The organism is Myroides odoratimimus (genome assembly GCF_030326305.1).
GTDB lineage: Bacteria > Bacteroidota > Bacteroidia > Flavobacteriales > Flavobacteriaceae > Flavobacterium > Flavobacterium odoratimimum_A.
Genome location: NZ_JACAKB010000005.1, coordinates 112,341 through 137,768 on the forward strand (window position 1 = coordinate 112,341; position 25,428 = coordinate 137,768).

The window sequence follows — 25,428 nt, forward strand, 5'->3', positions numbered from 1 at the left end:
AAATGAGCTCATCGTTTTTATTTTATTTTCCCTATTTTTGGAATTAATCACAAACCTAAAACATGGAAAATAACAACAATACATTGACTTGGGATGAGTTTTCTAAAGTAGAAATGAGAGTAGGTACTATCGTTGAAGCGGAAGTATTCGCTGAAGTGAGAAACCCTGCTTATAAGTTAGTAGTGGACTTCGGAGAAGAGATCGGAAAGAGAAAGTCTTCTGCTCAGATTACTAAACTATATACACCTGAAGAGCTGATCGGTAAACAAGTAGTAGCTGTAGTAAACTTCCCCCCGAAACAGATAGCTAATCTAATGAGTGAATGCCTAGTAATGGGAGCTGTAGAAGGAAAAGAAGTTACGTTAATGACAATGGATAAGCCGACTAAAAATGGCTTAAGAATAGGATAATTTAGTTAACGGTTTACAATTTACAGTATTTACCTACAGTATATCGATGATGAATAGTTGACAGTTTATGGTTAACAGTTAGTAGTTGACAATATTTACCTATGATATATCATATATTGAATATGGACAGTTGACGGTTTTTCAGAGATATCAATGTTTTGCATCCCTCAATCATATAACAATAAAAAATAACGGTTTACAGTCTGTGAACTGTAAACCGTCAAATATTAACTTCATTATATCTTACCTAATTTCTTTAAAAAGGCTTCTTCTGCTAGATTAAAAGCATACATAGCTGAGTGAGTAGAGGTAAAGTTATCCGTCAGCTTAGATCTAAAAGCGCTATACTGTGTCTTACCATCTTCTTTAAAAAAATCAACTATAGCCGTATATTCACCAGTATCTATATTATGTAGAATACGTGCTTGATAGTTACTCGTCTTATCTTTTCTACCGAGTTCTCTATACTTCTGATCATTATACATATATACATTAAAGAAGTAATCACTCACATATCCTCCATCTATACGCTTTGAAGCCATTCCATTACTATCTATTAATTCTATAAACAGTCTATTAAAGCGCTCTGCCACAGTATCACTGAAGTCTTTATAGACAGAGAACACAGTCTCTTTTAGTAACGTTTTTCCCATGCGCATCGCTTCTATGATATCATCGTCATCCGGGAAGTATTCTCCCCAGGTATATTCTTCTTTTATCTCGTCTATAAACACATCTCGTGTACGGTGCGTAGTCGGATATACATTAAGCATAAAGAAAGGCAGTCCGTCTTCGCCCTTTACTTGATCTAGAGCGTGAACTGAGTTGTCTGAAATAATGCTAGTAATACGAATCTTATTAATATAACATGGCATATCCATAGAGACAATACATCTCACATCTAAGGTTCCCTTCACGTGCAGTTCACCATGGTTATACTTAGCATACACCACCTCTCCATAGACACTCCCGCCTATATAATGTGTGTTTCCACAGAAATAGGCATTCTTCACAACTAAGTCCCCCATCACTACCAACATCGGTGAAAAGTCTAGCTCCTGACAGAACAAAGAATCCGTTACCTTTAGATCTCCTAAGAATATATATCCCTGTATATCTATCTCATAATCTTCTATAAAGTTAAGCACTTCTAGTTCCTCTATTTCTGCATCATTATCTACTACTAAGAAGAAAGAACTCTCATCGCTTAAGTCATACACTAAATTGTCTAATGTAAATAACTCTTCGTTCTGATCATGTACTCCTTTTAGCCCTTTAAGTAGATCTAGTCCATTGCGTATACTGACTACGCGATACATAATCCCATTGTAGAATATAGATTCTATCTCTGGCTCTTGATTAATAGCCTCTATGCTAAACATCTGTGCGTGCTCTACCATATTAGCAATCTTGTCATCAAACTCAAAAAAGTGATTAACAGAATACAATAGATCACATACACTACTAAACCAATCTACTGCTCTACTCTTATGCATCTCATTTTTAGGAGTGAGCAATGATAACTGATCATTATAAGCATTGTGCTCTTGATAGAATACAAGTACATCACTTACATCCATCCCTACTCTACGAATAAAGTAGTGATACATCTCTGCATCCTTCTCTCCTTCCCTATTAATATAATCTCGTGAGATAACAATGCGAGTATTAAACTCGTCTTCTTGAAAATATATAGCAAACTGATTACTCGTTTCCTTATCCTTGCCTAGTACATCAAAAGCTTCTAAAAAATCTCCTACATTCTCATCATCTCTTAATAAAAGCCATCTATTATAATATAAACTCTGTACAATAGATAAGCTGAATATATTCCTTACTGCCTCTACGGATAGGTCTCTATCCTTATCCTCGATGCTAAACATTTCTCTTAATGTCATACTACTTCTATTGTGTTTTCTTATTTACCTGATTTAGGGTTACTGGTGTATTAATGTATACAAGGCAAAAGTACCTAACCAGTGGCTCCCCATATAATCGTCTCCTGTAATATTGCCGAACGAATTATTAAAGTGTTGAACTGACAAAGCATTCAGATTAGGTGCTAACTCTGGTAATGCCTTCCCTATTTCTTTAAAACAAGTAGCTCTACTAAAGTTCAATCCATCCAAATGCACTAAATGTCCGTCTGATCGATCAGATACTTTAGCTACTTCTATGGTAAAGTTCTGATCAAATAGCTGTGGTAAGAACGTCTTAGTCCAAGTGCGATACTCATCTTGATTCATTACTTTACTCATCAGGCGAGCTTCTTCTAGACATGGCGATAAAAAGTCATGTCCACTAGGTTCGAAGGCAATATTACACCCATTATCCTCACCATACAGACGTTTAGCGTTGCTTACTATTAATTGCTCAAATGCTTTATTCCCCATCTGACGTGCATAGTCTAGTGATAGTGATAGCCCAAAAGCAGTATTGTCATGTGTGCCTGTGCGTATTGGGTATAATAGTTTAGGCAGATATTCTGCATAACGTTCTTCCATAATCTTCGCTAATGGCTCTATCGTCTTCGCCCAACGTTGTGCATCAGCATCTTGCCATTGGGTTAAAGCTCCATGAAGCTGAAAGAGCCATGCCCAACCATACGTACGTTCAAAGTTTCTATTATTAGGGTCATGGAAAAAAGCTAACTCCACTGCTACATTCTCATCTGTAATCAGATTATTTAGTCTAGTGCGTATCTGCCCATCTGCATCTAACTCAGGGAACTTCTGTAATAAAGTAACAATAGACCAAAAGCCATGTACTGAAGAATGCCAGTCAAAACATCCATAAAATATAGGACGCAATACCTTAGGATTCTTTAGGTCGTCATTGCTGCCTAGTGTTTGTCCTAATCGGTTAGGATATTCTAATTCTATACAGTGCAAGGGCAACTCTATAATCTTCTTCGCCTCAGCCACTGTAAGTGTTAATGCTGGTTGGTCTTCTGTATTGATGGGATTATTTGAAGGCTGTTGTTTCTCTGTACACGAAAACAACAATACACTCACAAATAACAAACTTCCTATTTTTCTCATTTTACTTTATTCTTTATTCCTCTAAAATAGTAAAATACTCCAATCTATAAGTGTACTTTAAAAAAGAAATCTAAAATAGCTTTGATTCAATTTGCGAAGTCCTATTTTTGTAAGCAACATAAAAAACACAAAAAACATTTATGAATACTAAATTTATTACACGTTCTTTAACGCTTTCGCTTCTGGCATTAACCTTTGCTTGTAGCTCTGACGATAATAATCAAAATGAAGATGGTTTTAGAATCATCCCACCTTCTGCTCCTACTCCTCTGATACAACCTAGTGGTTTCTATATCGCTAATGAAGACTGGTTTGGACATGAAGATGGAAGTGTTAATTTTCTAGACTATGGTCTAAATAAACAATATAGAGTTTACTCAGGTGCAAATAATGGTAAAAAATTAGGCGTAACAACCACAGTAGGGGTCACTTATGGCGAGCACTATTTTTTCGTTTCTAAACAAGGAAACAGGTTTGTGGTTACTGATAAAAACTTAAAGGAAATAAAATCTTTTGGAAGAGAGTTAGAAGATGGTAGAGCTTTCGTAGGTATCTCAGATACTAAAGGGTACATCTCTACTAGTTCTGGAATTACGATTTACCACATCGATACCCATACAGTAGGAAAAGACATAGATGGCCTTAGTGGTGAAACAGGAAATATGGTCTATGTAGATGGTAAGGTATATGCTATTGTAGAAAGAAAAGGATTATTTATCATTAATGCAGAGACAGACACCATTATCGAAAATAAAGCTGGAGACTATACACAAGTAACCTTAGACAAAAACGGTATCGTATGGGCAGGTAAAGGCAATGAGATAGAACGTATCAACCCAAAAAATACTCAAAATGGTAAAACTTATGATATTACTACAGCTCCTATAAAAGGCACATGGTTTGCATGGAATCCCGGTTCTATGTCACCAAGTATGAAAGAGGATGTTATTTATTGGACAAAAGGGAATAAGGTTGTAAAGTTTAATACTAACACAGGAGAGCTTAACACTGAGTTCTATGAACTAGGAAATGAAATTAGACAAGATGAAGAACAATTTAAACTATCATTCTATGGAGCAGGTTTGAGAGTAGACCCTGTAACAGATGATTTAGTTCTATTAATTAAAAGAGATGGATGGGGGAGTAATGGAAGTTACAATTGGACTAGAATAGTATCTAATACAGGTGCGTTTAAAGGAGAAACCTTCATGGAAGGTGGAAATCAGGAAACTTCTTCTTATAATGACGTTAATGGTTATTTTTGGTTCCCTTCTGTACCTTTCTTCCAAGATAATAATGCTCCTGAAATCTTAGTGAATCAAATAGTATTAAAACCAAACAAAGAGTTCAGAGTAGCGCTTAAAGATATCGTAGTAGATCAAGATAGCCCATATAACTTAATCGAAAAGTCTGTAAAGAACTTAGAAAATGAGTTTGGTTATGCTACTATAGAAGGAGATGAATTAGTCATCAAAACAAATGAAAAAACAGGAAAAACATCAATGAATATGAAGGTTAGTTCTAATGGAAAGAAACTTCAAAAAGATGTTGAAATCTGGGTAAGAAACTAAACATTACTTAAGTATAAATAAACTAGAGGTCGCTATACAGCGACCTCTTTCATTACACATAAACACCTAATATTCAAACAACAAACATTTTCAAAATAGTTATCCATATAATCTCTTTTTTTGTACTTTTGGTTAAAATTTAAGCTATGAAAACAAGAACAATGCTTACTACATTATCACTATTTTTAGTGGTATTATTGAGTAGTTGTAACAATAAGGATATTACTTCTTCTAAAGCTCTTGATACTATAGAAGCTCACTTAGAAGATAAACCTGAGTTTGAGAGTACAACAATTCAACTAGGAACTAAGAAATTTAGAAAGAAAAAAGACAGCCTACAGATCAATCAATACAAAGTATTGGAAAAAGAAGGTTATATAGAATTTGACAATGAATCTGCTAAGAAAAAATGGTTGTCTAAAGACTCTATCTGGAACGTAACTATAAAACTAACAGAGAAAGCACACCCTTATGTCATCAATCAAAAGAGCGATAAAGTAACTGTCAAAACAATAGTGTATGCATTAGATAAAAGCAATAATTTACAACTGAATAACAGAAGTAAAAAATCTGCTACTGCCTCTGTCATGCTATCTAAACAGTATACTCCTTTTATTGTGTTCTCTAAAGATAAAAACCCAAACACAAAATTTATTACTAAGAAGTACAAGCTTCGCTATAGTGAAGAAAACGGATGGTCTATTAACTAGAAATAATGGGAAAAAATATTACTATTTTAGTATTTATACAGCTTAGTCTAGCGATAATATCTGCTGTACTTATCTCTAAGATGTCTTTCTTAGGAAGAGTAGGTATTTCGCTAATGTATAAACAGTACACTGTATTTAAAACACCTTGGAAGACTGCATTAATTATATTTGGTATTCAGGTAGCGCTAATTATCATCTTAGCTCTATTTAAGTATTTCTCTTCAAGACCGATTGCTAATATGGTTACAGTAGTTTTACTTATCATAGGAGCTATAGGCGCTTACTATACGTATATCGACTTTACGAGAACTTCGCATAAGCACATGAAGTTTTACTTCCATCTAGGAGGTTATATGTTTTGGTTTAACTGGATCTTCAGTTGTCTATTCTTCTTTTGTTTAAAAGGTAAAAGAAAAGCCTTACCTTTATCAACAACTGAATTAGATCAACCTGACATTCAACCTAAGATAGATTAGATTATATAAAAACAACAATACTACTCACACCATGAATAAACACATTATACTAATGGCTGTTATGGCTATAATGACCGTAGGCTGCAAAGAAAACAAAGCAAATACTCCTACCGAATCTACATCTATAAAGTCTTCTACTACGAAAACAAATGATGACAATGGTACAATGGCTATACCTATGCACGGTACTGGAGAGAATAGTTCTTCTGCTACTAATGGAAGTTTCAAAATGGATGAGAGTATGAAAAAAAATATTCAAGAACAGAAAGCTCAGGAGTAAAAAGCTTTCTTCATTTGATAAATTAGTATGGCCTTAGAATTATTTGACTAGTTCTAAGGTCTTTTTATTTAATTTAAATAGAACAATAGATAACCTATCGCGAATTAAGCTCAAAAATAAATAGTCGTAATCCGTTACTATTGTTTATTTTTGCATTCTTATTAAATTCGTTTGATATTAACAGTAATTGATATATGATACAAGAACCTAAAAGATATACTATTACAGCAGCATTGCCTTATACGAATGGACCTATCCATATCGGGCACTTAGCTGGTGTATATGTACCTGCTGATATTTATGCAAGATTCTTGCGTTTGCAAGGAAAGGACGTAGCGTTTATATGTGGAAGTGATGAGCACGGAGTAGCTATTTCTATGAAAGCTAAAAAAGAGGGAATTACTCCTCAACAAGTAATTGATAAATACAATGGTATTATCAAGCAATCTTTTATGGACTTCGGTATCTCTTTAGACAATTACTCTCGTACTTCATCTTCTATTCACCATCAGACAGCTTCTGAATTCTTCAAGAAGCTATACAACGAGGGTAAATTTATAGAAGAAGTTACAGAACAATTATACGATGAGAAAGCTGATCAGTTCTTAGCTGACCGTTTCGTGACAGGTACTTGTCCTAAATGTGCTAATGAAGAGGCTTATGGAGACCAATGTGAAAAATGTGGTACTTCATTAAATGCAACAGATTTAATCAATCCTAAATCTACTATCACTGGGACTAAACCAATCTTAAAGTCAACAAAACATTGGTTCTTACCATTAGACCAATATGATACATTCTTACGTGAGTGGATCTTAGAAGGTCATAAAAATGACTGGAAACCTAATGTATACGGACAAGTTAAATCTTGGTTAGAAGATGGATTAAAGCCTCGTGCTGTAACGCGTGACTTAGACTGGGGTATCCCTGTACCTGTAGAAGGTGCTGAAGGAAAAGTTCTTTATGTGTGGTTTGATGCTCCTATCGGATACATCTCTTCTACTAAAGAATGGGCTGCAAGAGAAGGTAAAGACTGGGAACCGTATTGGAAGTCTGATGATACGAAGTTAGTACACTTCATCGGTAAGGATAATATTGTATTCCACTGTGTGATATTCCCTGCGATGTTGAAAGCAGAAGGAAGCTATATCTTACCAGATAACGTACCTGCTAATGAGTTCTTAAACTTAGAAGGGAACAAACTATCTACGTCTAAAAACTGGGCAGTATGGCTACACGAGTACTTAGAAGACTTCCCTGGTAAACAAGATGTATTGCGTTATGCCTTGACTTCTAATGCTCCTGAGACAAAAGACAACGACTTTACTTGGAAAGACTTCCAAGCTAGAAATAACAATGAGTTAGTAGCTATATTCGGTAACTTCATTAACCGTGTAGTAGTATTAACTAATAAATATTATGAAGGTGTAGTGCCTCACCCTAATGAATTCTCTGATGTTGATATCGCTACATTAACTGAGTTAAGAGCTTACCCTAGTGTTATTGAAAGTTCTGTAGAGCGCTATAGATTCAGAGAGGCATTGTCAGAAATGATGAATGTAGCTCGTCTTGGTAATAAGTACTTGGCTGATGAAGAACCTTGGAAACTAATCAAAGAGAACCCAGAAAGAGTGAAAACACAAATGTATGTAGCACTACAAATAGCTGCTGCACTAAGTACTCTTGCTGAACCTTTCTTGCCATTTAGTGCGAATAAACTTAAATCTATGCTTAAGTTAGAAAATCCTATTAACTGGAGTACTATAGCTGAAGATAAAGTATTATTACCTGCAGGACACACTATCGGACAAGCTGAACTACTATTTGCTAAGATAGAAGACGAAGAAGTACAGAAACAATTAGACCGTCTAGAAGCTTCTAAAAAAGCTAATGCTGCTGCCGCAAAAGTAGTAGAGCCTCAAAAAGAGACAGCTACTTATGAAGACTTCGCTAAGTTAGACTTACGTGTAGGTACTATCGTAGAGGCTGAGAAAATGCCAAAAGCAAATAAGCTTTTAGTATTAAAAGTAGATACTGGTATGGATGTACGTACTATCGTATCAGGTATTGCAGAACACTTCAAACCTGAAGATATCATTGGTAAGAGAGTGACGGTATTAGCTAACCTTGCTCCTCGTGCTCTAAGAGGTGTGGAGAGTCAAGGTATGATACTAATGACTGAAGACCAAGATGGTAAGTTAGTATTCGTGAATCCAGACGAACAAAATGTAAAAAACGGAGCTACGATTAATTAATCAAAGCTTTTACAATAACAAAAAGGCAGACTTTAAAAGTCTGCCTTTTGCTTTTAGTTTACTATCCTCTAATATTCGCTCACTTTATCTAATAGAGCCATCTCTTCTACTGATAACTTAATGTCAGTAAAACGTATTAAACTTTTTAACTGAGAGCTCGATGTAGCACTAACGATAGGAGTACTAATAGACGGTTTATGCACTTGCCATGCTATAGCAATCTCTGCAATAGTAACGTTGTGCTGTTTCGCTAATATTTCTAGTTGATCTATAATACGCATTCCTCTTTCATTAATATACCCTTTCACCATATCCTTTCTAGAACTACCTTCTATATCTTCTAAGTTTCTATACTTACCACTTAAAAAGCCACTTGCTAAAGCAAAATAGCTCATTACAGCTAACTTCTCTTCTTCTACTAAAGACAAGTACTCATGCTCATACTTCTCTCTATCATATAGGTTATAAAGAGGCTGTATAGCTATATACTCCGCCCATCCCTTTTCTCGTGCGATAGCATTACTTGATTCAATACGTTCAACCTCTAAATTAGATGCTCCTAAATATCTTACTTTACCAGCCTTCACTAAATTATTGAAAGTCTCCATGGTTTCTTCTTGTGAAGTCTCTAAGTCATCATAGTGAGAGAAGTATAAATCAATATAATCTGTATTCAACCTCTTCAATGAAGCGTCCACACATCCTTCAATATATTCTCTCTTAAGTCCTTTTGTTCCATCTCCCATACGACCACCAACTTTAGTAGAGAGAACGATATCGTGACGCTTTTTACTCTCTTTAAACCACTTCCCTATTATTGCTTCTGATTCACCACCTACATTACCTGGTGCCCAATGAGAATAGTTGTTCGCTGTATCTATAAAAGTTAGTCCATTGTCATACAATTCATCTAACATCTTAAATGATTCCTTCTCATCTAAAGTCCATCCAAAGACATTCCCTCCAAAAGACAAAGCAGGAACATATAATTCCGACTTTCCAAATTTATATTTAGCCATAATTTTACATTTCTATTATAACTCTAAAGTTAAGCAATAAAAAAAGGAGACCAGTAATGATCTCCTTTTTTATGATATATTTTATAATAACTTATTAGAAGTTATAACGCAATGTAAAGTTCCAAGTTCTACCGTTTCCGAAGTAAACTTCGTTTGCAGTATCAACACCTTTCCAATTTACATTATTAGCTTTACTATCTCCGTTGTGGATATTAGTTCTAGAATAAGAAATGTAAGTTGTATCAAATACGTTATTAACGTTAGCACGCATTGTTACACTATTTTTCTTTTCTTTTCCAACATGCATTTTGTATGATAATCCAGCATCAAATAAGTTGAAAGAAGGTAATGAAATAGATCCATTATGATCTGCTTTTCCAAAATCATTTGGATTAATTGCAGCATAGAACTTATCATTGTAACGGAAGTTACCATCAACTTTTAATCCAGGCAATACTTCATAAGCAGCTCCTAAGTTAACAATAAACTGAGGCGCATCACCAACCTTAACTCCATCTAAATATAAAGTTTTTTGCATTGGCTTATTAGTATTTGGGTCATTAATTGGAGCATTAGTTGCTTCATCTAAGAAATCAGCAGTAACATTTCCTTTATAATTCCAATCTCCCCATGATAAAGATCCTGTAATGTCTAAACGATCAATAGGATTATAAACAAAGTCCATCTCTAACCCCATATGGATTTGTTCAATTCCATATAAGTTAGCATAACCAGGAGTTTGTGTTCCATTAGATCCTACACCAAAAACATCTCTTTCGAAAATACGTTGAATTCTATCTTTCCAAGAAGTACGGTATAAGTTCACGTTTGCTCTAAAGTTGTCAAGGCGTAAACCATATCCTAACTCTAATCCGAATATTTTTTCATTTTTAAGATTAGGGTTAATATCATTTCTATTATTGATATATACACCATTATTCATGAATGGTTGACGAGAGAAATATCCAGAGTTAACAAAAACATTGTGGTTCTCATTAATATTATAATTAAAACCTCCTTTAATACTTCCTCCTGATAAACTCTTCCAAGAAGTTTTATATTCTTCAGCTCCACTTTCAGTATTACGATTATAAGTCATATAATCGATTCTTCTGAACCATTGATTAGAGATAGATCCTTGAACGAAAACAGTTAAATCATTTTTAGAATACTCAACTTGTCCGAATCCACCTAACCATTTTACGTTACCATCATTATCGTAAGCTACTTTCTGACGATCTCCCCAATCAGCCCATGGATTAGCAGGAGCTTTACTAGTATAAGTTTGAGTAATAACTCTTGAACCTGCAGTTTTATTTGAAGCATCTACAAATCCAGGAGCACCTAATAAATCATCTAATACTTGGAAATGGTATCCTACATAAGTACGAGCATCAACTCCAATATCGAAGTTCCAATTCTCATTAACTTTAGCATTTAAGTTCATTACTGTACCATACCAATCGTGTGAGTTAATACTTGCACGACGAACAAATCCACTATTCTTGTCTGAATAGTACTCACCATTTATCATTTTCTTATCTGCTCCAAAATCAGCAACATGTTTTCCTGAGTTCCAAGCAGCTATATCATCAAAACGAATGTGACCATTTTGGTCTTTAAACATTTCGTGTCTTTGGTCTTTTCCATTAATCTTTCCAAGAGCACCGTTACCACCACCACGTCCCCAAGAACCGTAAGCAACTGTGTTTAATGTAAAGATATCATTGATTTTATAATCCCAGTTTAATGAAGCGATTGGTTTATTATAGAAGTTTCTAGCCCATGAGTAACCTTCACCCTGATACATTCCATAATCAGGATTGTATTTTCTATTTGGTTTACCATCTTCGCTATACTTCATGTAGTCAGCAATAGTTGGATTAGTACTTCTTTGGTTATGCCATTGATTAGCCCCTGTAAAAGTAAACTGTACGTTGTGACGACTATCTTTTGAACGGTAACCTAAACCTAAGAAATAAGCTACACTTTCGAAGTCTGTCCCTTCTACATACCCATTACCTCTAGTATAAGACATTAATAAAGATGCAGATAAACCGCTATCTAAAATACCAGTATTATAAGAAGCCGATCCTTTAAAATAATCATTATTTCCAACACCAGCAGATAACGAACCACCTTCTCTCATGTCAGAAGTTTTCGTTAAGATGTTCATAGTTCCTCCTACAGAAGAAATAGCGATTTTAGAAGATCCTAAACCTCTTTGAACTTGAACAGCAGAAGCAACGTCTTGTGCACCAGCCCAGTTTGACCAATACACAGAACCACCTTCCATATCATTAACAGGCATACCGTTAACTAATACAGCGATGTTCTTTTGATCAAATCCACGAATATTCATTTTAGAATCTCCAAATCCTCCTCCTCCTTGAGAAGCATAAACAGATGGAGTTGTGTTTAAAATTTCAGGAAACTCTTGAGAACCAAGTTTTTCTTGAATTTCAGCAGCTTTAATTGTAGAAACTGCTACTGGAGTTTTACGATCTTTTGCTACGTCAGCAACACCCATAATAACGATGTCATCTAACAAGTTTTCGTCTGCAGCAAGTACTACAGATCCAAGATCAGCTTTCTTATCAGCGCCAACTTTGAAAGCTACAGTTTTAGATTGATAACCAATAAAAGAGATAACCACCTCTCCTTTATCTCCAGAAACCGTCAATTCGAATTTACCATCCATATCAGATGACGTACCGTTTTGAGTCCCTTTTACTATCACTGTTGCTCCAGGTAATCCCGATTGGAATTCACCATCCACAACTATACCAGTGATTTTGTTTTGTGAAAGTGCAGATACTGAGGTAAATACCATTACCATCATCAGCATCCAGTTCTTCAAGTTTTTCATTTTGTAAGTGTAAGTGATAAAATTATTTTCGCAACAAATGTACAAAAACATCCATACTCAATGTTACCAAAACATTAAAATTAACGTTTTATCACTATTTAGACTTATTCTACAACTCTATTTTTTACAAAATAACGCAATAAAAAAGCTGTCGAACTATCATGTTCACATATATTTTTAGATTTAATTTCATTTTGTATATTCTTTGCCAAAATCTTTCCATACTCAACACCAAATTGATCAAAGCTATAAATATTCCAAATTACTCCTTGAACGAACGTCTTATGTTCATATAATGCAATTAACTCACCTAAACTTTTAGGAGTTAATTTGTCTATTAAAATTGTATTTGATGGTTTATTACCACAAAACTCTCTAAAGTTACTTAAAAAAGGTCCTCCATCACTTTCATACTCTTCTCCTATCTTTCCATTCAATAAAGCCTCACTTTGACCAAAGAAGTTAGACATCAATATATCGTGATTAGTACTCTCTTTAAAATGCGGATTTACAAAACCAATAAAATCAATAGGAATCACTTTAGTTCCTTGATGAAACAATTGAAAAAAGGCATGTTGAGCAGAAACTCCTACCTCTCCCCAAATTAAAGTCCCAGTTTGATAATTAACAGGATTACCACTCCTGTCTTTATTCTTTCCGTTACTTTCCATAATCATCTGCTGTAAGTGAGCTGGTAATTTGCCTAGCAATTGGCTATAAGGAACGACTGCTTCAGTCTCATATCCATAAAAATTATTATACCATATACTTAGAAGAGCCATTAACACAGGTAGGTTCTCTTTAAAATCAGCTTCTTTAAAATGCTTATCCATTGTATGAGCCCCTTGTAGAAGTTGTTCAAAATGATTATAACCGACAGCTAAAGCAATCGAAATCCCGACAGCACTCCACAGAGAAAACCTTCCACCTACAAAGTCCCACATAGGATAAATATTCTCACGCTTCACACCGAAACTCATTGCTTCTTCAATAGCAACAGATACACCAACATAATGTGAACTTAAATCTACATCGCTTAGACTACTCTCTAACCAATACTTAATTTTCTTTGCATTTTCTATAGTTTCCTGAGTAGTAAATGTCTTAGAAACAATAAGAACTAAAGTAGTTTCTGGATTAAGTTTATTCAATACAGATTGTAGATAATCATCATCAACATTAGAAATATAATGCATTCCTAATTCTGTACGATAATTTGCCAATGCATGCACGACCATCTTAGGTCCTAAGTCAGACCCCCCAATACCTACATTAATTACATCCGTAAATTTCTTACCAGAATAAGATGTATAACTGCCGTTCAATACTTTAGCCGTAAACTCTTTAATACGCTCACGTGTCTCTTGTATCTCTGTTATAACATTTTCACCATTTACTATAACAGCGGATTTATCAGACAAATCTCTAAGCGCTGTATGTAATACAGCTCTTTTCTCAGTTGCGTTAATAATATCTCCCTTATACATTGCCTGAATTGCATCTTTTAGATTCAATTCATTAGCAAGTCCCAACAACATTTCTATTGTTTCCTCTGTAATCTTATTCTTTGAATAGTCTAATAGAAAATCTTCCCACTGAATATTCATTTTATTAGCTCTTTCAGGGTCTTTGGCAAACAACTCTTGCATCTGAACAAACTCCATTTGACCGTAATGCTCCCTAAGCTTCTTCCAAGCTAAAGTTCCAGAAGGATTTATACTCTCTAACATCTCTACAACTAACTAACTTTTATTCTCCTTTAAATTTTTCGTTTAATGCTTTATCTAATTCAGCTTTAAGCGGTGTAATATATTCTTTAAATGCTGGTAAATCTTTCTTTTCCATTGGCACAGAGTTAGGCAAAGATTGACTCAAAGGATCAACCTGTACCCCATTTTTCCAAAAGCGATAACATACGTGTGGCCCAGTAGCTAGACCTGTACTTCCTACCAGTCCAATTGTCTGTCCCTGATCTACTCTTTGTCCTACTTTCACAAGTATCTTTGACATATGTAGATATTGAGTAGAATATGTCCCATTGTGTTTTACTTTTACAAAGTTACCATTTCCTGCCGTATATCCAGCTCTTTCTACGACACCAGATGCTGTAGTCATAATTGGTGTTCCTGTAGGAGCAGCATAATCAGTCCCGTTATGTGATTTCCATCTCTTTTGCACAGGGTGAAAACGATTTTTAGAATACTTAGATGTGATTCTAAAAAATTTAAGTGGCGCCTTCAAAAACATAGCTTTCATTGGTCGCCCTTCTTCATCAAAATATTCAGTAGATTTAGAATCTTGTCTTTTATAAGGAAAAGAATATAAATCCTTACCTCGATATCTAAAATAAGCCGCGTCTATCTTAGACACTCCTAAATAAATAGTATCGTTAATATACTTCTCCTCTATTGTAAAAGCAAATCTATCTTCTGGTTGCAATTTAAAGAAGTCAATAGACCATGCAAAGATCTGTGACATTTTAGTTGCTAATGACTGATCTACTCCTTCTTTACTTAAGCTTAACGAAAGGGATCCCTCTATCTCTGACGCAACTGTTCTGCGTTTTATAGTTACTGGATATGTTATTGTATATGCACTCACAGAATCACGCAAATCTATCACTTGATACCCTGAGATATTAGGATGGTATATAAATGCCGCTAATTTCTCTTGTTCCTTTCTGTACTTAACTAAAGCATAAGGCTGACCAACACGAATATTACGTACATTGAATGTATCTTTTACTTGCGTAACTATATTGTGAACTTCAGTAGAACCAATATTATTATCTCCAAAGATCTTTCCAATATTATCTCCACTTCGAATAGTATCTTCTACTAAAATGTAATCTTTTAAATCAAAACCATATAATTCTCCTACAATCTCTTCTACATGCTCTTTTTCTGGTTGGGCTTCTATAGTAACCTCTTCCGTTTTTTTACATGAGATAAGTGCTGTAGCGATTAGTACACTATAAATAAATTGCTTCAAAACTCTAAAATATCTTTATTTTCAACTTCTTCTCCTTTACTATTTTCCCCAATTCGCTTTTTCTTCCTCACTCCATAACTCTGGAAAGAATATACGCTTCTGATATTGTGGCAACATATACTTTTTCCAATCGCTTCCTCCAGTAGCTTCTTTTGTTTCTCCTGGATTACTTTCAAGATACTTAAGTGCAGTTTCATAATGCCCCATTACCCACACAACATTAACTGTTTTATCAAAATGACGCATTGCTTCTACCAACCCCTTATCTGATTTGCCTTCTAGGGGTAATTTCACAAATTTCTGCCATAAATTTGTTTTTTCATAATCTTTCATGGCTTTAACAAAAATTTCACAATATCTGTTTTCGAACTCCTTCAATAGATATGACTTCTCTCCTGTCTTATAGTCTTTACCTGCTGCCTGCCAATACATATATTCTAACGCCTCTTTTTCAGAAATATTTTGTGGTAAATCATTTACAAATCTCTTATCGATTAAATTAATCCAATCTGTACAACCAAACTCAATTAATCGATACTGACTACTCTGAAATCCACTTGCAGGAGCTAAAGTATTTCTAAATTTCAAATACTGCTCTACCTCCATACCATCTTTCATAATCGTAAACGAAGACGTAAGCATATCAAAGTAACGACTTATTCTAGCTAACCGTTCTTTAAAAAACTCTACCGTTAAGCTCTCATCATTACACTCACTTACTTGATTCAGCTCCCACAATATCATTTTAAATAATAGCTCATTTACTTGATGATACATAATAAACACCATCTCATCGGGCAAGACGGTTCTCTGAATCTGGAGATTTAGCAATGCATCTGTTTGGATATAATCCCAATACGTAATAGGTTTAGCATATAACATGCCTTCTATTTGAGTTTCTGCTTTAATTCCTAAATCATTAAAGCGATCCACTACCTCAGAGAATTTTTTATCGATCATACTTTTATTAACTAATTATTTTACGAATTCTAGCTTCGTCACTAAATTCTTATAATCCTCTAAATCAGCTTTAAGAGAACCTACTGCTAGGCTAGCTTTGATACGTACTGGCACTTTATTAGCATCAGCACTTACCCAAACTGTCAAACTTTCTTTTTCTTTAAACACACGACCTGCCATCACATAAGGACGAAATTTTAAAGTTTTCAATTTACCAAAATTTGTCTTTAAAACTTCCTCTCCTAGATATTTTAATTTAAATTTAAATATTTCTCCATCGAAGAACATATCTATCTCTACAGATTCGCCTACTTTCAGATCATTTAACCCAGGATATTTACGTAAATAATAGAAAGAAGATACGATATCTTGCACGCTTTTAGTAACTGTATATTGCTTCTCTGTCTTCTTTTCATAATCCTTTACAGTGACTTTCATATTCTTGTAGTTAAACCACCCTTCTTGGTCCTTCGTATACCCCCCTTCATCTATTTTTCGAATAAAACGATGAGGAATTACTTCTTTCTTTTCAAAATAACTCTCGTAGTTATCATATACTTTAAAAAACATTTTAGGCACACCTGTAGTATAGCCTATCCCTTTAGCATGATAGACAGGAATACCATTATGCACAGTATCTGTCAAACGCAAAGTAGCAATACCAGCATTTAACAACCCATAACTAATTCTAAATTTTAGGAATTCACCTTTATCAAAAGCCCTCACAGAAGATTGTGAGTACAGAAAACTTGTGGAAAATATAAACACAAGTAATATTAGAAGATTCTTTTTCATATTGGTTGTTTTTTATTCAAAAATAGCAAACAAAAAAACCCAGCCAAAGAAATGACTGAGTTTTTATGCTATTAACCAACCAAAAAACTATAAATTATGAAAAATTTATTACACTCAAATAAAGCTTATGACGACCTTATTTTTGCGAGTGCAAATGTATAGCTTTTTACGGACTATTACTACCTTGATTGGTTTTTAACTTTTATTTAACCAAACAAGTCTCCAAAAGACCTGTTTTAATATTTAATTAACTGAATCTTAAAGCGTTCCTCTTTTCTCTTGTTCACGTTCTATTGACTCAAATAAGGCTTTAAAGTTACCTGCACCAAATCCTCTAGCTCCCATTCTTTGAATAATTTCGAAGAATAAAGTCGGCCTATCCTCTACAGGCTTCGTAAATATCTGTAATAAATATCCTTCTTCATCTGCATCAATCATGATACCGAGCTTCTGAAGTTCTTTGATATCTTCTTTCATCATATCCATATGTACCCCTAGTCGAGCAGGAATCATATCATAATATGCTTGTGGTGGAGCAGATAAAAACTCAACACCTCTTTCTTTCATAGCAGCTACAGTCTTGATGATATCATCAGTAGCTACCGCGATATGTTGTACTCCAGGACCATTATAGAAATCTAAATATTCTTCTACTTGTGATCTTTTCGCTCCTTCCGCAGGCTCATTAATAGGGAATTTAATACGACCATTCCCGTTAGACATAACCTTACTCATTAAGGCAGAATACTCCGTATTGATTTGTTTATCATCGAAAGATAAGAAGTTTACGAATCCCATCACATCCTCATACCACTTTACCCAAGTATTCATCTCATTCCATCCCACATTACCTACCATGTGATCTACGTATTTTAATCCAACAGGAGTAGGGTTATAATCGCTCTCCCATGTTTTAAACCCTGGTAAGAATGTACCTGTATAATTTTTGCGCTCTACGAACATATGTACTGTCTCTCCATACGTATAGATACCTGCACGTACTACTTCACCGTACTCATCTTTCTCTACAGTAGGTGCCATAAATGACTTAGCACCGCGACTAGTAGTCTCTTCATACGCTTTGCGAGCATCTTCTACCCATAACGCTACCACTTTTACACCATCACCATGCTGTACGATATGGTTATTTAATTCTGACTCTGCCGTTAAAGGTGTAGTCAATACTATTCTGATTTTATCCTGTACTAATACATAAGAAGCTCTATCTCTTACTCCTGTCTCTAATCCTGCATAAGCTAAAGATTGAAAACCAAAAGCTGTTTTATAAAAGTGAGCTGCTTGCTTAGCATTCCCAACAATAAATTCTACGTAATCTGTTCCTAATAGAGGCAAAAAATCTTGCGCTCCTTCAAATATTTTTTCTAAGCCAAATTCAACTGACTTTACTTCTTTACTCATAATATATAGTTTTTAGGTTGTTGTTTGATTATTATTTCTCAGGTTCTAACCATGATTGGTAATATTGTTCATCTGCTATCTTCATCGCCTCTTCAGTTACCATAAGAGGTTTAAAAGTATCTACCATCACTGCCAATTCTTGTGTTTCAGTCTTACCTATCGAACGCTCTGCAGCACCAGGATGTGGTCCATGAGGTATGCCGGCAGGATGCAGAGAGATATGCCCTGGAGCGATATCATTACGACTCATAAAGTCGCCATCTACATAATACAACACCTCATCACTATCAATATTGCTGTGGTTATAAGGCGCTGGAATAGAATCTGGATGATAGTCATATAAGCGAGGTACAAAAGAACACACTACGAATGCATCTGTCTCAAATGTTTGATGCACTGGTGGTGGTTGATGAATCCTACCTGTTATTGGTTCGAAGTCATGAATAGAGAACGCATAAGGATAATTATAGCCATCATATCCTACAACATCAAAAGGATGTGTAGCATAGACCATCTCAAATATCTCATCTTGCTTTCTTACTTTAATAAGAAAATCTCCTGTCTCATTAAAAGTTTCTAATACATCAGGACGTCTGATATCACGCTCACAAAATGGAGAATGTTCTAATAACTGTCCAAACCAGTTGCGATAACGCTTAGGTGTATAGATAGGACGTTTAGACTCTACGATAAATAGTCTGTTATCTTCTGTATCAAAATCGATCTGATAAATAATACCACGAGGAATCAATAGATAATCTCCATACTTAAAAGTAAGGTTACCTAACATCGTACGCAATGTACCTGTCCCCTTATGAATAAAAATTAATTCATCAGAATCCGTGTTTTTATAAAAGTAGTCTCTTAATGATTGTTTAGGTGCCGCTAATACAATGGTACAGTCACTATTGGTCAAAACTGCTTTTCGGCTTTCTAAATAATCATTCTCAGGAGCTACCTGAAAACCACGTAAACGATAAGATTGAATATGATTAGACTTTGCTATTTTAGGCGCAACACTATACTGTCCTAGAATCTTCTTTACCTGAGTAGGTCGGTGCTCGTGATACATATTGGTATACATACCATCGAAGCCAATTGTACCAAACAATTGCTCATAATATAAGTCCCCATTTTCCTTTCGGAATACGGTGTGACGTTTAGGGGGAATACTCCCTAAGTGATGATATAAAGGCATAATTACTTAATATTTTTGGTTGGTGATTCAGATTCCTGATTAAACATAAAAGAATAGACAACGTCAAGCATACAAGGCAATGCATCTAAAGATATCTTGTGAAGTCAACCTCAACAGAGCTGCCAGGTCAAAATGTATAGAAAGGTGTAGCTATAAAAGTCATAATAAGCTACTACTTTACATACACTAGGGTACATTATAACATTTGGCTAATGTTTAATTAGGAATAATATAAAAATAAAAGTATTCATTCAGGCTTGCGCTTGATGAGAAACTTTAAATAAGCCAATAAACCGTCCCATTGTGTTTTCATAATAACACAAATATCGAAATAAAAATGAATTATACAATTTTTTGTCCAAATATATTTTACATATCCCTAACAAAACACAAATTAAACACACATATCAGCAAATAGCAGTACTACTGCATAGTAAAGAATAAAAAACGGGTATATTAAAACTATGAATTTTAATATACCCGTTTTGATCTCTTCTAATATTCTTAGAACCAGAATCCCACAGAGAATATAGAATAAGTACTTCCTGTCTCTGGCGAATAAGTAAACTTAGCTTCTATAGGTCCTATCATGGTTTGCATTCCATATCCTACTGCATATCCAGAATACTTCGCCTTAGTGAACCAATCTGAACTTGAGAAGATCTTCTCTCCTGCATTCGCATAATTAGCAGTAAAATTAATATGGTGCTTCTTGAATATTTCATAATCAAAAGTAATACCTCCCATAATGAAAGAGTCTCCTCCTATCCCTAATAACTCATATCCAAAAAACGGGATAACATTATCACGATCTGCAAAACCATATCCCCCTAAAGCATAACCAAATCCTAGACTAGGAGTAGTCCCTATCACGGTTCCTAATCTTGATTTTATATCTATTGCTAACTTATCAGTGATACGCGTAGCATATCCTATTTGTCCTGTAAGCGTTGAAAAATTATCAAAGTCATGTGGGACATAATTCTCATTTTCTGTTGAATAAAAATAGTTTTTATATTCTCCTTTAAACAAGAATCCTTTTCGAGGAAAATACTTATTGTCATAAGTATCCATCGTCACATTAGCAAATCCTCCTAAGTAATGATTTCTATCAAATCTAGAATTAGGCAGGTTTAAGGTCTTACTTCTAATATCTAAGAATCGATGCTCAAAACCGATATTCAACAAATACTTCTGTTGGTAAAAAGTTTGGAAATACAACTTATTTTCTAGATCCGCATAGTCCACACCAAACTTAGCAGGTGCATTCTCTATATTTATCTCTCCTCCACTACTTCCAACTAACATCGCATAAGGTAGATCTCGACTAAACTGATTATACCTAGAAGAAACTCCTACACTCCAATAAAATCCATTATCTACAAAGTAGTTAAAGTTATAACGTACATTATCCCCTAATGCCAAGTCTAATGAGGCAACATCACTCTTCGTAAAAAGGTGCTTCTGAGTAACGTTGACTAAAGCTGCTGCTTTATACAATCCATCATAATGCACTCCTAACTTCAGATAACGATTAACAGGATTCTCCACTAGTTCCATCTTCATCTTATCCTCATCCCCATCAGCTTCGAACTTATAAGTCATACTACTAAAGTTTTCAGTACCGTTTAACTGTGTGATACCGTCTGCTAACTGGTCAAAAGAAATCTTAGTATTCGGCTTGAAACCTAACTTACCGTGTACGTACCTTCTAGTATATTTGTTCAATCCTTTAATTTCAATATCTGTTATCGCGATAGAATCCGATTGTTTAGGCAAGAAGTGATCTTTAACAACATCCTTATTCCCTCCTAATAATTTTAAATCAACAATCACTTTATTCGCAGCATCTACCCCTCTTTCTATAATCGGCTTCCCTTCGTCAAACGACACCACAGTATAACCAACAATATCTGGTTTGATATATACATCTGTCTTAGGAAGTTTACTCTTCATCTGATTAATCGTAGAGTAATTCGATATCTGCAATAGCAAATCAGGTGCCCCTTCTATCTGTTCTATTGTCTTAAGGTCGTCTTGTACATCCACCCCAATAACAATATCAGCTCCCATAGCTCTTAACTGATCGATTGGATAGTTATTAACCACCCCTCCATCTATTAAATACTTGCCATCTATCTTCACTGGAGCAAATAATGAAGGGAACGCCCCACTAGCTAAAATAACCTGCGGTAAATACCCTTCTTTTAAAACAACCCCTTCTCCTGTCTCTAAATCAGTCGCTATACATAAAAACGGAATCTGTAACTCACTAAAATCTCTAACATGACGAACGTGTGCTAATAGCTTATTCATCAAGTTATAGTTGTACATTCCTCTTGATAAAGCTTTAGGAAAACCAATTCTAAACTTATCGAAAGGCAATGTCAATGCATAGATCTCATCATTCTTCTTCTCATAAAACGATTTAGATATACGAGGGATATAATCCTTAATCAAAGCCGAAACATCAATACTATTAAAAATAGAGTCTAACTCTGTGGCAGTATATCCAGAAGCATACAGTCCTCCTACGATAGCTCCCATACTAGTACCAGCGATATAATCTACTTTTACCCCCTCTTCTTCTAATACTTTTAGCACTCCGATATGAGCTAATCCCTTAGCACCACCTCCACTCAGTACTAAACCCACTTTTGGTCTACCTTTCTCTCCCTCTGAAGCATAACTATTTGATGCTAAAAGGATAGAGCAAAACATTAGTAATATTATTCTATACATCGCTATTTTTAATTTTTTCTCTAATTTACTTGAAAAAAATCAAATACAAGCTTCCCTTTTGACTTTCCTATTACTTTTTCTAAGTCTTCTAAGCTAGCTTCTTTGATTCTCTTTGTCGATTTAAAATGATTCATCAGTGTCGTTTTTGTTTTCTCTCCAACACCACTGATCCCATCAAGCTCACTTGTTATCGCGTTCTTACTGCGTTGGTTTCTATGAAATGTCAACCCAAATCGGTGTGCTTCATCTCTAAGGTGTATGATCACCTTCATCGTCTCAGATCGCTTATCTAAATACAAGGGAACACTATCTCCTGGATAGAAGATTTCTTCTAATCGCTCTGCCAAACTGATAATAGACACCTTCCCTCTGATCCCTAATCGCTCAAGGCAATTAACTGCTACACCTAACTGTCCCTTACCTCCATCTATCACAATAAGATCAGGTAATGGTTGTCCTTCTTCTATCACACGCTTATAACGTCTATACACGATCTCTTCCATCGTATCATAGTCATTAGGTCCTTCTACAGTCTTCACATTGAAGTGGCGGTAATCTTTCTTACTAGGTTTCCCATCTTTAAAGACAACACAAGCAGAAACTGGATTAGTCCCCTGTATATTCGAGTTATCAAAACACTCTATATGGCGTGGCTCTACATACATACGCAAGTCCTTCTTCATCTGTGCCATGATACGGTTCACATGACGCTCTGGATCCACTATCTTAATCTGTTTAAGCTGATCTATTCTATAATACTTAGCATTGCGCTCTGATAAGTCTAGTAATTTCTTCTTGTCACCAAGCTTAGGAACAGTCACATGTATCCCTTCTTGCACCTCAACATCAAAAGGAACAATAATCTCTTTAGAATTCAAGTGAAAGCGCTCTCTTAATTCTGTTATCGCAAGCTCTAATAACTCCTCATCTGTCTCGTCTAACTTCTTCTTCAACTCCATCGTATGAGAACGAATGATCGCACCATAAGACACTTGTAGAAAGTTAACATAAGCAGCTCCTTCATCCGAGATGATAGAGAACACATCCACATTACTAATCTTAGAACTAACAATAGTAGACTTAGACTGGTAATTCTCTAACAGATCTATTTTATCTTTTACCTTTTGTGCCTCTTCAAATTCCATATTAGAAGCCAACTCCATCATATAATCCTTAAACTCCTTTAGACTCTCTTTAAAGTTTCCTTTCAAGATGTCTCGGATAGCTCTGATCTTATTGTCGTATTGCTTATCACTCTCACGCTCTTCGCATGGCCCACCACAGTTGCCGATATGATACTCTAGACATACCTTATACTTCCCACTACGTACATTACTAGTCGTCAAATCTAGATTACACGTGCGCAACGGATATAATTCTTTAATTAAATCAATCAATGTATGCACAGTCTTGATACTTGTATAGGGTCCGAAGTACTCTGATCCATCCTTCACCATTCGACGTGTAGTAAACACTCTCGGAAAAGGTTCTTTCTTAATACATATCCAAGGATAACTCTTATCGTCCTTCAGCAAAACATTATAACGTGGCTGTAACTGCTTAATCAAGTTATTCTCTAACAGTAATGCATCTGTCTCTGTAGGCACAACGATATGCTTTATCGTCACAATCTTCTTCACCAACACATTTGTCTTGGCGTTATCATGTATTTTATTAAAGTACGAACTAACCCTTTTCTTTAAGTTTTTAGCCTTACCTACATACAGTATCTTATCATCCTTATCATAGTATTGATATACTCCTGGCTGATCTGGTAATGTCTGTATCTGTACCGCTAAAGAAGGTGAAACCTGCATAAGTAAATATTATACTCACAAAAATACTAAAACTATTTCCTTTGCTAAAAAAACTGTTCAGTTTATACAAGACGCTACGCTTAGTTGTCGCGGATTTGCAATCCGTGACATTACACTAACACTATTTATACTCCACACGGATTACAAATCCGCGCGAACTACTAAACTAAACGAACTACCTCACGCAATACTTGTTGTTGTGGATTCGTTGTCGCGGATTTGCAATCCGTGACATTATAAATTATATAAACACCTCTACAATATCCAATTCGTTCTCTAATCTATTATAGTTACGAGCAGAACTAAAATAATAATCTTCAGCTTTAACCACAATCTTTTCCTCCACTGGATTCTGATGTATATAATTAATCTTTTGTCTTATAAACTTATTTGAATATATCTCTTCAGCATGATACCCATCTTGCCATACTTTATACTGTTGATTTCTTTTGAGATAAACACAACTCTTTTCAAAATATCCTAATAACCATTCGCGTCTACTCTCTGGCTCTTCATTTATCGTTTCAATAATTTTCTTACTTGTGAATTTTTTAAAATCACGCATTATTTCAGCAATTGTAAGTTTACCATTACTTCTACAAAACATATGTAGATGACTATGCATTAAAACATAAGCATAAATCTCTAATCCTTTATTCTTTTGACAGTATCTCAAAGCATCAATAACAACATACTTCTGATTTAAACGAGTGAACACATCTACCCATCCCACAGTGGTAATAGTTATAAAATAAGCTTTATCTAATTCAAGAGCTTTGTACTTCGTAGACATTATGGCACTATTTTTAAAATTAGAAATAACACCTAAAGTTAAACACTAGAAATAGAAAAGAATAACACTAATCAAAGCAATT

Annotated in this window: 19 protein-coding genes; 6 read left to right on the forward strand and 13 right to left on the reverse strand. The window is 34.9% G+C overall.

What is annotated here, in order from left to right:
* Positions 1 to 62: 62 nt before the first annotated feature.
* Positions 63 to 410 carry a tRNA-binding protein gene (locus HX049_RS06015; RefSeq protein WP_006262569.1) on the forward strand — a complete coding sequence of 116 codons (348 nt, stop codon included), beginning with the start codon at positions 63 to 65 and terminating at the stop codon, positions 408 to 410.
* Between the two features lie 236 nt (positions 411 to 646).
* On the opposite strand, the gene HX049_RS06020 is transcribed toward HX049_RS06015, so the two are convergent.
* Both HX049_RS06020 and HX049_RS06025 read right to left on the reverse strand, forming a co-directional pair.
* Positions 647 to 2,308, reverse strand: coding sequence for a hypothetical protein (locus HX049_RS06020; RefSeq protein WP_286414784.1), 1,662 nt, complete (start codon positions 2,306 to 2,308; stop codon positions 647 to 649).
* A gap of 39 nt (positions 2,309 to 2,347) precedes the next feature.
* On the reverse strand, positions 2,348 to 3,451 hold the full coding sequence (locus HX049_RS06025) for a DUF2891 domain-containing protein (protein WP_286414786.1): 1,104 nt from the start codon (positions 3,449 to 3,451) through the stop codon (positions 2,348 to 2,350).
* A gap of 140 nt (positions 3,452 to 3,591) precedes the next feature.
* Here HX049_RS06025 and HX049_RS06030 point away from each other — a divergent pair, with 140 nt between their 5' ends.
* From HX049_RS06030 to metG, 5 genes are all read left to right on the forward strand, one after another.
* Positions 3,592 to 5,022: a DUF5074 domain-containing protein gene (locus HX049_RS06030; protein WP_286414788.1), complete on the forward strand. Its 1,431-nt coding sequence runs from the start codon at positions 3,592 to 3,594 to the stop codon at positions 5,020 to 5,022.
* 146 nt (positions 5,023 to 5,168) lie between these two features.
* Positions 5,169 to 5,732 (forward strand): hypothetical protein, encoded by a 564-nt coding sequence (locus tag HX049_RS06035; protein WP_286414791.1) that lies wholly within the window; start codon positions 5,169 to 5,171, stop codon positions 5,730 to 5,732.
* Positions 5,733 to 5,737: 5 nt separating this feature from the next.
* Positions 5,738 to 6,208 carry a cytochrome d ubiquinol oxidase subunit II gene (locus HX049_RS06040; RefSeq protein ID WP_286414793.1) on the forward strand — a complete coding sequence of 157 codons (471 nt, stop codon included), beginning with the start codon at positions 5,738 to 5,740 and terminating at the stop codon, positions 6,206 to 6,208.
* Between the two features lie 31 nt (positions 6,209 to 6,239).
* Complete coding sequence (locus HX049_RS06045) at positions 6,240 to 6,488, forward strand: hypothetical protein (protein WP_286414795.1); 249 nt, start codon at positions 6,240 to 6,242, stop codon at positions 6,486 to 6,488.
* Positions 6,489 to 6,682: 194 nt separating this feature from the next.
* On the forward strand, positions 6,683 to 8,743 hold the full coding sequence (metG, locus tag HX049_RS06050; RefSeq protein WP_286414799.1) for a methionine--tRNA ligase: 2,061 nt from the start codon (positions 6,683 to 6,685) through the stop codon (positions 8,741 to 8,743).
* A 68-nt stretch (positions 8,744 to 8,811) separates the two neighbouring features.
* On the opposite strand, the gene HX049_RS06055 is transcribed toward metG, so the two are convergent.
* The 11 genes from HX049_RS06055 to HX049_RS06105 form a co-directional block, all read right to left on the reverse strand.
* The gene (locus HX049_RS06055) at positions 8,812 to 9,762 is read right to left on the reverse strand and encodes an aldo/keto reductase (protein WP_286414800.1); all 951 of its coding nucleotides are present in this window, start codon (positions 9,760 to 9,762) and stop codon (positions 8,812 to 8,814) included.
* 94 nt (positions 9,763 to 9,856) lie between these two features.
* Complete coding sequence (locus tag HX049_RS06060) at positions 9,857 to 12,631, reverse strand: TonB-dependent receptor (protein WP_286414803.1); 2,775 nt, start codon at positions 12,629 to 12,631, stop codon at positions 9,857 to 9,859.
* Between the two features lie 104 nt (positions 12,632 to 12,735).
* Positions 12,736 to 14,361 carry a glucose-6-phosphate isomerase gene (pgi, locus tag HX049_RS06065; RefSeq protein WP_286414806.1) on the reverse strand — a complete coding sequence of 542 codons (1,626 nt, stop codon included), beginning with the start codon at positions 14,359 to 14,361 and terminating at the stop codon, positions 12,736 to 12,738.
* Positions 14,362 to 14,380: 19 nt separating this feature from the next.
* Entirely contained in the window at positions 14,381 to 15,622 is a 1,242-nt protein-coding gene (locus tag HX049_RS06070) for a M23 family metallopeptidase (RefSeq protein ID WP_286414808.1), read from the reverse strand.
* 39 nt (positions 15,623 to 15,661) lie between these two features.
* Positions 15,662 to 16,582 (reverse strand): tryptophan 2,3-dioxygenase family protein, encoded by a 921-nt coding sequence (locus HX049_RS06075; protein ID WP_286414811.1) that lies wholly within the window; start codon positions 16,580 to 16,582, stop codon positions 15,662 to 15,664.
* Positions 16,583 to 16,597: 15 nt separating this feature from the next.
* Positions 16,598 to 17,377 (reverse strand): DUF3108 domain-containing protein, encoded by a 780-nt coding sequence (locus HX049_RS06080; RefSeq protein WP_286414814.1) that lies wholly within the window; start codon positions 17,375 to 17,377, stop codon positions 16,598 to 16,600.
* Between the two features lie 258 nt (positions 17,378 to 17,635).
* Positions 17,636 to 18,796 carry a 4-hydroxyphenylpyruvate dioxygenase gene (gene hppD / locus HX049_RS06085; RefSeq protein WP_286414815.1) on the reverse strand — a complete coding sequence of 387 codons (1,161 nt, stop codon included), beginning with the start codon at positions 18,794 to 18,796 and terminating at the stop codon, positions 17,636 to 17,638.
* Positions 18,797 to 18,827: 31 nt separating this feature from the next.
* Entirely contained in the window at positions 18,828 to 19,994 is a 1,167-nt protein-coding gene (locus tag HX049_RS06090; protein ID WP_286414816.1) for a homogentisate 1,2-dioxygenase, read from the reverse strand.
* A gap of 504 nt (positions 19,995 to 20,498) precedes the next feature.
* Entirely contained in the window at positions 20,499 to 22,736 is a 2,238-nt protein-coding gene (locus HX049_RS06095) for a patatin-like phospholipase family protein (protein WP_131540472.1), read from the reverse strand.
* Between the two features lie 20 nt (positions 22,737 to 22,756).
* On the reverse strand, positions 22,757 to 24,553 hold the full coding sequence (uvrC, locus tag HX049_RS06100; protein WP_286414817.1) for an excinuclease ABC subunit UvrC: 1,797 nt from the start codon (positions 24,551 to 24,553) through the stop codon (positions 22,757 to 22,759).
* Between the two features lie 241 nt (positions 24,554 to 24,794).
* The gene (locus HX049_RS06105; protein ID WP_286414819.1) at positions 24,795 to 25,346 is read right to left on the reverse strand and encodes an REP-associated tyrosine transposase; all 552 of its coding nucleotides are present in this window, start codon (positions 25,344 to 25,346) and stop codon (positions 24,795 to 24,797) included.
* Positions 25,347 to 25,428 lie beyond the last annotated feature (82 nt).

What these genes read in the sequence shown, in the direction of transcription:
- HX049_RS06055 (WP_286414800.1), bottom strand. Translation starts at nt 9,762, where the DNA reads ATGGCTAAATATAAATTTGGAAAGTCGGAATTATATGTTCCTGCTTTG.
- HX049_RS06025 (WP_286414786.1), bottom strand. Translation starts at nt 3,451, where the DNA reads ATGAGAAAAATAGGAAGTTTGTTATTTGTGAGTGTATTGTTGTTTTCG.
- HX049_RS06020 (WP_286414784.1), bottom strand. Translation starts at nt 2,308, where the DNA reads ATGACATTAAGAGAAATGTTTAGCATCGAGGATAAGGATAGAGACCTA.
- HX049_RS06090 (WP_286414816.1), bottom strand. Translation starts at nt 19,994, where the DNA reads ATGCCTTTATATCATCACTTAGGGAGTATTCCCCCTAAACGTCACACC.
- HX049_RS06060 (WP_286414803.1), bottom strand. Translation starts at nt 12,631, where the DNA reads ATGAAAAACTTGAAGAACTGGATGCTGATGATGGTAATGGTATTTACC.
- hppD (WP_286414815.1), bottom strand. Translation starts at nt 18,796, where the DNA reads ATGAGTAAAGAAGTAAAGTCAGTTGAATTTGGCTTAGAAAAAATATTT.
- metG (WP_286414799.1), top strand. Translation starts at nt 6,683, where the DNA reads ATGATACAAGAACCTAAAAGATATACTATTACAGCAGCATTGCCTTAT.
- HX049_RS06035 (WP_286414791.1), top strand. Translation starts at nt 5,169, where the DNA reads ATGAAAACAAGAACAATGCTTACTACATTATCACTATTTTTAGTGGTA.
- HX049_RS06015 (WP_006262569.1), top strand. Translation starts at nt 63, where the DNA reads ATGGAAAATAACAACAATACATTGACTTGGGATGAGTTTTCTAAAGTA.
- HX049_RS06040 (WP_286414793.1), top strand. Translation starts at nt 5,738, where the DNA reads ATGGGAAAAAATATTACTATTTTAGTATTTATACAGCTTAGTCTAGCG.
- HX049_RS06045 (WP_286414795.1), top strand. Translation starts at nt 6,240, where the DNA reads ATGAATAAACACATTATACTAATGGCTGTTATGGCTATAATGACCGTA.
- HX049_RS06105 (WP_286414819.1), bottom strand. Translation starts at nt 25,346, where the DNA reads ATGTCTACGAAGTACAAAGCTCTTGAATTAGATAAAGCTTATTTTATA.
- HX049_RS06030 (WP_286414788.1), top strand. Translation starts at nt 3,592, where the DNA reads ATGAATACTAAATTTATTACACGTTCTTTAACGCTTTCGCTTCTGGCA.
- HX049_RS06080 (WP_286414814.1), bottom strand. Translation starts at nt 17,377, where the DNA reads ATGAAAAAGAATCTTCTAATATTACTTGTGTTTATATTTTCCACAAGT.
- pgi (WP_286414806.1), bottom strand. Translation starts at nt 14,361, where the DNA reads ATGTTAGAGAGTATAAATCCTTCTGGAACTTTAGCTTGGAAGAAGCTT.
- HX049_RS06075 (WP_286414811.1), bottom strand. Translation starts at nt 16,582, where the DNA reads ATGATCGATAAAAAATTCTCTGAGGTAGTGGATCGCTTTAATGATTTA.
- uvrC (WP_286414817.1), bottom strand. Translation starts at nt 24,553, where the DNA reads ATGCAGGTTTCACCTTCTTTAGCGGTACAGATACAGACATTACCAGAT.
- HX049_RS06095 (WP_131540472.1), bottom strand. Translation starts at nt 22,736, where the DNA reads ATGTATAGAATAATATTACTAATGTTTTGCTCTATCCTTTTAGCATCA.